At 46.0% G+C, this 5297-nt stretch carries 6 protein-coding genes; 2 read left to right on the top strand and 4 right to left on the bottom strand.

The genetic code is table 11. The annotated features are described in order from the left end of the window. Positions 1-72: 72 nt before the first annotated feature. The 3 genes from FP815_11645 to FP815_11655 are packed head-to-tail and all read right to left on the bottom strand — an operon-like array spanning position 73 to position 1730. Complete coding sequence (locus FP815_11645) at positions 73-714, bottom strand: hypothetical protein (protein ID MBA3015586.1); 642 nt, start codon at positions 712-714, stop codon at positions 73-75. After that, on the bottom strand, positions 698-1024 hold the full coding sequence (locus tag FP815_11650) for a hypothetical protein (GenBank protein MBA3015587.1): 327 nt from the start codon (positions 1022-1024) through the stop codon (positions 698-700). The genes FP815_11645 and FP815_11650 overlap by 17 nt, the downstream gene beginning before the upstream one ends. Then, entirely contained in the window at positions 984-1730 is a 747-nt protein-coding gene (locus FP815_11655; GenBank protein MBA3015588.1) for a PEP-CTERM sorting domain-containing protein, read from the bottom strand. Before FP815_11655 ends, FP815_11650 begins: the two co-directional genes overlap by 41 nt. 1962 nt (positions 1731-3692) lie before the next feature. On the opposite strand from FP815_11655, the gene FP815_11660 reads away from it, so the two are divergent. After that, positions 3693-4043: a type II toxin-antitoxin system RelE/ParE family toxin gene (locus FP815_11660; protein MBA3015589.1), complete on the top strand. Its 351-nt coding sequence runs from the start codon at positions 3693-3695 to the stop codon at positions 4041-4043. Continuing rightward, a complete protein-coding gene (locus tag FP815_11665) occupies positions 4043-4318 on the top strand; it encodes a helix-turn-helix transcriptional regulator (GenBank protein MBA3015590.1) in 276 nt (91 codons plus the stop codon). Before FP815_11660 ends, FP815_11665 begins: the two co-directional genes overlap by 1 nt. A 60-nt stretch (positions 4319-4378) precedes the next feature. On the opposite strand, the gene FP815_11670 is transcribed toward FP815_11665, so the two are convergent. Continuing rightward, positions 4379-5074, bottom strand: a complete 696-nt coding sequence (locus tag FP815_11670) for a transposase (protein ID MBA3015591.1) — start codon at positions 5072-5074, stop codon at positions 4379-4381. Positions 5075-5297 lie beyond the last annotated feature (223 nt).

A 5297-nucleotide genomic window follows, 5' to 3' on the forward strand; every position in this document is an offset into this window, starting at 1 on the left:
ATGACCACGCTGGATGACATGGTGAGGACAGTTCGGGAGGACTATACGGGCTCGTCTAGGCATGAATAAAGATTACCACACAGGCGGAGGGGAGTCAAAAAATAAATCTGTCCCCTTTTTGCTTTCCTGTATCCTACCGTTACCGTTATTAACTTGAGGGACGCTAAAACTCGAGGTGTCCACTTGTACTGAAGTCGTTGAGGGCAGTAGATGTTCTGAATCCACATAATTATCATTGCTCCCGTCCCACCAACCAATCATCGCCCCATTCACAGTGACCTCTGTTGGGTTAGTCCAACTGACGGTCTGCAACCCTGGAATATTCATGGTGGAAACATCATGCGAAGCCGGGACGATTGCGGTGGGAAAGAGTGCGGCAGAAAGTTCAGTCTTCAGATAGGGACGCTTAGCGATTGTTCGACTAAAGGTACGCAGCGGAGCATTCCCTACCGAAACTGCATCAGCCGTTTCGGCGTACAACTTGACGGTGTACACTACCCGGTCTGGAATAGCGTTCAGAACTGTATCATCCGCAATCGGGTACATGTAATCACCGTTACCCCCATACATATAAAAGTTAGTCTGCGTAGAATTGCTGCCGAAGATCACCCCACCATTGGGGAGCCCGGGACCTGTAATAATGGCTGAGTTAACGCCTTGATTGTGAGCGTAATTATTACGATCGTCCAGCCAAAGTTTAAAACCGGTGCTCATTGTCGGTGCTCCGCTCGCCGGTAGATCCATATGCGCCGTTCGGTTCCAGATCGTAAAAAATCCACTCTCGATCCCCGTACTCCTGCCATTTCTGGGTGGAGTTGTTATAGACCATGGAATTGACAAAACTACCGTTTTCTATACCACAGGTGTAGGTCAGATTAATCCAGTATCCCTTAGCGTAAGGGGTCCCGGTCATATCCATAGGCTTATCGATAACAACATCACCGCGTGCGCAGATAAAACCTGCGCACCCTACCCGGCTTAAATCAGTTTCGTGTCTTCTTTCGGCGCATTCTTGCTCCGGCAAGACCTGCTAAGCCTGTGCCGAAAAGGAGCATGGTGGCAGGTTCGGGAACAGGGTCTGCCGTTCGTGCGTCAAAGCTTGAAAACAAATACTTGAAATTCTCCGTCTCGATGTCTTGACCATAGAGAAACAAATCCGCCTCTCTTCCTTCGTGAAAGCTGAACCAGAGAGAGACATCATAGAGATCCTCCCATTTTGTTTTTGTGTAATAATTAAGCCAGGGTAGTTCCGGAAGATCTTTTTCCAATTCAACGAAGGCGAGTCCAAGGCTGACCAGCTCTTCGTCCTTGAAATACGGAGCGAATTCGATGCCGACATAATCATCAGTCGGGGCACCGGTGAAAAATTGGGAAAAATCGATTGCGTAATCACCCAACAGGAGGGCGAGTTCTCCCCATGTCGCCTTGGCAAGGGTGCCGTCAGTGGTCATAAACGTATCGATAAACTGGAAAAGCCTATCGTCGCTGCCCTCATTTAATGATGTATCAACAAGCCCAGCAAGTTTTGACTGCGGCTCAAAAAAATCATCCGGCAGTTCTGTTATGTCGCTGCGGAGGTCGTCATAATAGGCTTTGCTCAGAAAATCATATTGGTTCGCCACATCAATGGTGAAGGCTTCACCGGCAATGGTCTGGGCGTTTCTCACCTGCCACATGTCATTGAACATCGAAATGTTTGTGTCTACCAGGGAAAAGGAATCACTATACATTGGACCTATAGTACCAGCCCAGTTACCCACAATGTAATCGACATAGGCATCAAGAGACCCGACCAACAAATCAAGCGATGTGGACACATTCAAATCAGTTTTGTTGGAAAAATTATAATCAAGACTATAGGATGTGGTGACATCCACTGACTTGAATGGTGCCTGAATGATAAGGTCGGCACCAAAGTTTACGGTGATGGAGGAAGCTAACTGGACATCATCACCCAAAAATCTCTGATAATAAACCGGTACGCTGAAATCCAGGGTGTATTTAGGAAAGAGACTCACTTGAAAGCCCTGCAGCTGGGTAATTTGCGTGCTTAAATCGATATCCAGCAAGTCCCCTTTTAAACTAAAATAATCCCCCACACTCAAATCCACACTAAGAGGTGGAAGGCCGGTGATTGTAGTTAATATATTGTCAATATCTCCATTGATTTTAAATAGTAGATCACCGCCGGAACTCGTACTGATGTTGGCGCTGTGGGGAGCGCTTCCGGATGTAGTAAAAGAGGAAAAATCGCCGGTGGTTGCAATATTGGGAACAGCGGCGTAGATATCGATTCCGAGTAACGAGGCTGAGAATTTGGCGTCGGCTGCGTTGATGGTGACAAGGTTAGTCGTGCCGCTGATCCCATCCGGGATCAAATCAAAGTTCTTGCTGCCACAATCAACAAAACAGAATTTCCCATCCACATCGAGGGTTATCTCGTGATACAGATCAACCGAGGCATTTACTGTCGGGCTCTGTGTGGTGAATTTGGCCCCGCCCAACAGTGACCATTGGGTGCCGATGGTGACGGGATCTCCGTAATTGTAGTAGGTGTCGTGATCAACCGTCATACTCAGGGTCATGGGAGCGTCTATATTTACGTACCCTCCAGTGATTTCCCCCTGGACCCCTACACCGAACTTTCCTGTTGAGGTGATATCGGTGCCAACGCCATAGGTGCCGAGATCGAGTGTCCCGACGTATACGTCTTGCTCCAGTTCCGCAGTGGCATCAATATTGACCGCCGTATTCCAGGTCAGTCCGTAAAAATCGTTGATGAGGATACTTCCCGCGCTCCCGGCCTTCCACATGCTCTGGTCGGCAACCGAAAAGTCTAAACTCGTGGTCATTGTTTCCGCCTGGGCGCTGTTGCCAAATGCCAGACCAGCACCGAACCCAAGCAGAATCATTTTTCCAAACCAGTATCTTCGTTTCATCTTTCTCCTTCTTCATTTTTGCAAACCTACAAAGCAGTAGATTCATTTTTCATGTGAAGGCTGCCATCCGGAATCCTCCCAACCCCTTCTAGTAACCGATTTTTTGACTGACCCACGGAGTTTAGCAAATATCAAACCACCATGTTAGGATTATCAATCTTTTTATGTTTCTAATTATTATTACACACTAAGACAGTTCTATCTTGTCACGAGCTTTTCGTTACGGCCAGCACCAGGGGGGTGTATTAGTATGACGCACAGGGAAAGATTCCCAATGAGCCATTTAGCCCAATCACTTGTGTCACTTTTATTCCTTACTTTCTTTTTACAAACCCCTTTGGGGTCTTGCATTTTATGCGCCAGTAAAATAAAAATATTTGTCAAGAAAATATCCCTTCGTAACGATGCATTATCTTTTTCTGACCACAGTGTGGCACGTTGATTTTTTCTGTTTTACGGAATTTATCCGGAAAACAGAAAAAATGGAGGGGGAGAGAAAGTGGATTAGTTAATTAAAAAATGATAGAGATAAGCGGCCTGGCCAGCCCGGAAAGAGTCGAATGCAAGAAAATGGGAGAAAATGGGGACAGATTTATTTTTCTTCTTTCCTTCTTTTTGTTTCTGGACGTGACTTGGAATGACGTAGCTCCCCGCGTTCCGGTGTATGTGATTGTTGTGCTTTTTTTATTCTTTATTTCAGGATGTTGAGCATCGAGACTTGCTATTTGTTCGCAACTGTGCTAACTTGTAGCTATGCGAAAAATAATTTTCTATCACCTTGAAAATGGTGAGTGTCCAGTTCAGGACTACCTTGACTCTCTTTCCAATAAGCAGGTGGAAAAGATTTTCTTTGTTCTTGATCTCATTGAAAATTTTAACATTGTCCCCAGCAAATTTTTGAAAAAACTGGGAGCGACCGACGATATTTGGGAAGTACGGATCCAATACGGAAATAACATTTTTCGATTATTTGGATTTCTTGATGGGAATGACTTGATAATATTAAATCATGCTTTCACCAAAAAGACACAGAAGACTCCATGCAAAGAAATTGAAATAGCTGAACGCCGCAAGAAAGAATATTTTACAAAAAGGAGACTATGATGAGCGACTTACAAAAATATAAAAACAAACGCATGAAACAAGATCCTGAATTTTGGCAGAATTACAACGAACGATTTGAAACATTCAAACTTGGGTTACTGTTAAAACAGGCTCGCGTGGAAGCGGGGATGACACAAGAGCAAATTGCTCATGACCTCCATACGACCAAATCCGTTATTTCCAGAATGGAGAACCATGCCATTGACATTCGCTTATCAACCCTTGAAAAATTTGCCAAAGCGGTTGGGAGGCATATTCATGTAGCTTTGGTCTAATCTCCCCTTTTTTTCGGGCCTTCTCCCTACTCATCCAAAGCAAAGAAAATGGGGACAGATTTATTTTTCTTCTTTTCTTGGCCGACCAGGGCCTCTTAGCTCTAAACGGCGACCAACTTTTACGGAAATTTCTCTGATAAACTTTCTGTTTGCGGTCAACTGGCCACGCTGGGTGGCTTCCCGAATAAGTTTCCACTCCGTATCAGGAATTGTTTCCCGAAGCCAGGTGGCGTATCTGATTGCTCGCTGGATGGTAGATTCACCCAGACTCATGTAAAAGGGATCAAGGTCTAGCCAAGGTTGTTCCTTAATGCCAACCTTTGTCGGGCAACTGGACCAGCGGTATTGTGCTGGGTCAGCCACCATGCCGGCACGCAAAGGGTTCAACTCCACATATCGGCAGCAGGCAAGTAGGAACTCATTGGCATTGATAGGACTTGATTTATATCGTCCCTCCCACAGGGAGCCGCTTCTCTTCTCCATTTTATTGACAAAACGGGTCTGCCTGCCGGCCACACGCTTCATCAGTAAAGCGAGATTTTCTGGCTCATCTCCAGGGTCGATCACCAAATGGATATGATTAGTCATCAGGCAATAGGCGTAAACCTTGCAGCCAAGTGCAGTTTTCCATTCCTGGAGAGTATCAAGATAAAAGAGATAGTCGTCATCACTGGCAAAAACGACCTGCCGGTTATGACCACGCTGGATGACATGGTGAGGACAGTTCGGGAGGACTATACGGGCTCGTCTAGGCATGAATAAAGATCACCACACAGGCGGAGGGGAGTCAAAAAATAAATCTGTCCCCTTTTTGCTTTAATTGATAATTAATGGATTGTTGAGAGTTGAATTGTTGTCACTTAACGTGGCGGATGAGCAGCGGCCAGTCTGCTCGATCCGAGTTGATGGCCCGAAGGCGCACCTGTAATGGACTTTTTCGAAGTCGCGCTGCTCATCCGCCACGATGGCCCGGCGCAGC

The organism is Desulfobulbaceae bacterium (genome assembly GCA_013792005.1).
Lineage (GTDB): Bacteria > Desulfobacterota > Desulfobulbia > Desulfobulbales > VMSU01 > VMSU01.

Bases quoted from the DNA above. Each gene is read 5' to 3' on its own strand.
- FP815_11645 (MBA3015586.1), bottom strand. From the start codon at position 714: ATGAGCACCGGTTTTAAACTTTGGCTGGACGATCGTAATAATTACGCT.
- FP815_11655 (MBA3015588.1), bottom strand. From the start codon at position 1,730: ATGTATAGTGATTCCTTTTCCCTGGTAGACACAAACATTTCGATGTTC.
- FP815_11660 (MBA3015589.1), top strand. From the start codon at position 3,693: ATGCGAAAAATAATTTTCTATCACCTTGAAAATGGTGAGTGTCCAGTT.
- FP815_11665 (MBA3015590.1), top strand. From the start codon at position 4,043: ATGAGCGACTTACAAAAATATAAAAACAAACGCATGAAACAAGATCCT.
- FP815_11670 (MBA3015591.1), bottom strand. From the start codon at position 5,074: ATGCCTAGACGAGCCCGTATAGTCCTCCCGAACTGTCCTCACCATGTC.